Here is a 493-nt window from a genome sequence, read left to right on the forward strand (position 1 = left end):
CCGTTCCCTTCAGCCGGACTTGGGTAATCCTCCACAATATAACAAAATGGACCTTGTAGGACTTGAACCTACGACCACTCGGTTATGAGCCGAGAGCTCTAACCAGCTGAGCTAAAGGTCCAACAAGATCAATTATAGCGGCGAAGGGGATCGAACCCCCGACCTCCCGGGTATGAACCGGACGCTCTAGCCAGCTGAGCTACACCGCCATAGTATCGGGAAGACAGGATTCGAACCTGCGACACCTTGGTCCCAAACCAAGTACTCTACCAAGCTGAGCTACTTCCCGTATAGATAGAAAAATGAAGTCCTAGGAGACTTCTTTTCTATGCACCCTAGAGGAGTCGAACCTCTAACCGCCTGATTCGTAGTCAGGTACTCTATCCAGTTGAGCTAAGGGTGCTCTTTCTATGAATATAAAATCATTATATCACAAATACAAAAAAAGTCAAATCTCTTTATGCACCCTAGAGGAGTCGAACCTCTAACCGCC

General features: G+C 47.7%; 4 tRNA genes. All 4 read right to left on the reverse strand.

The annotated features are described in order from the left end of the window. Window positions 1-47 precede the first annotated feature (47 nt). Window positions 48-121 (reverse strand) — tRNA-Ile (locus tag HMPREF2574_RS06050). 14 nt (window positions 122-135) lie between these two features. Next, window positions 136-209, reverse strand: a tRNA-Met gene (locus HMPREF2574_RS06055). Window positions 210-215: 6 nt separating this feature from the next. Continuing rightward, window positions 216-289, reverse strand: a tRNA-Pro gene (locus HMPREF2574_RS06060). Between the two features lie 40 nt (window positions 290-329). Beyond that, a tRNA-Arg gene (locus HMPREF2574_RS06065) sits at window positions 330-403 on the reverse strand. Between the last annotated feature and the right edge of the window lie 90 nt (window positions 404-493).

It is taken from the genome of Streptococcus sp. HMSC034E12 (assembly GCF_001835915.1).
Lineage (GTDB): Bacteria > Bacillota > Bacilli > Lactobacillales > Streptococcaceae > Streptococcus > Streptococcus vaginalis.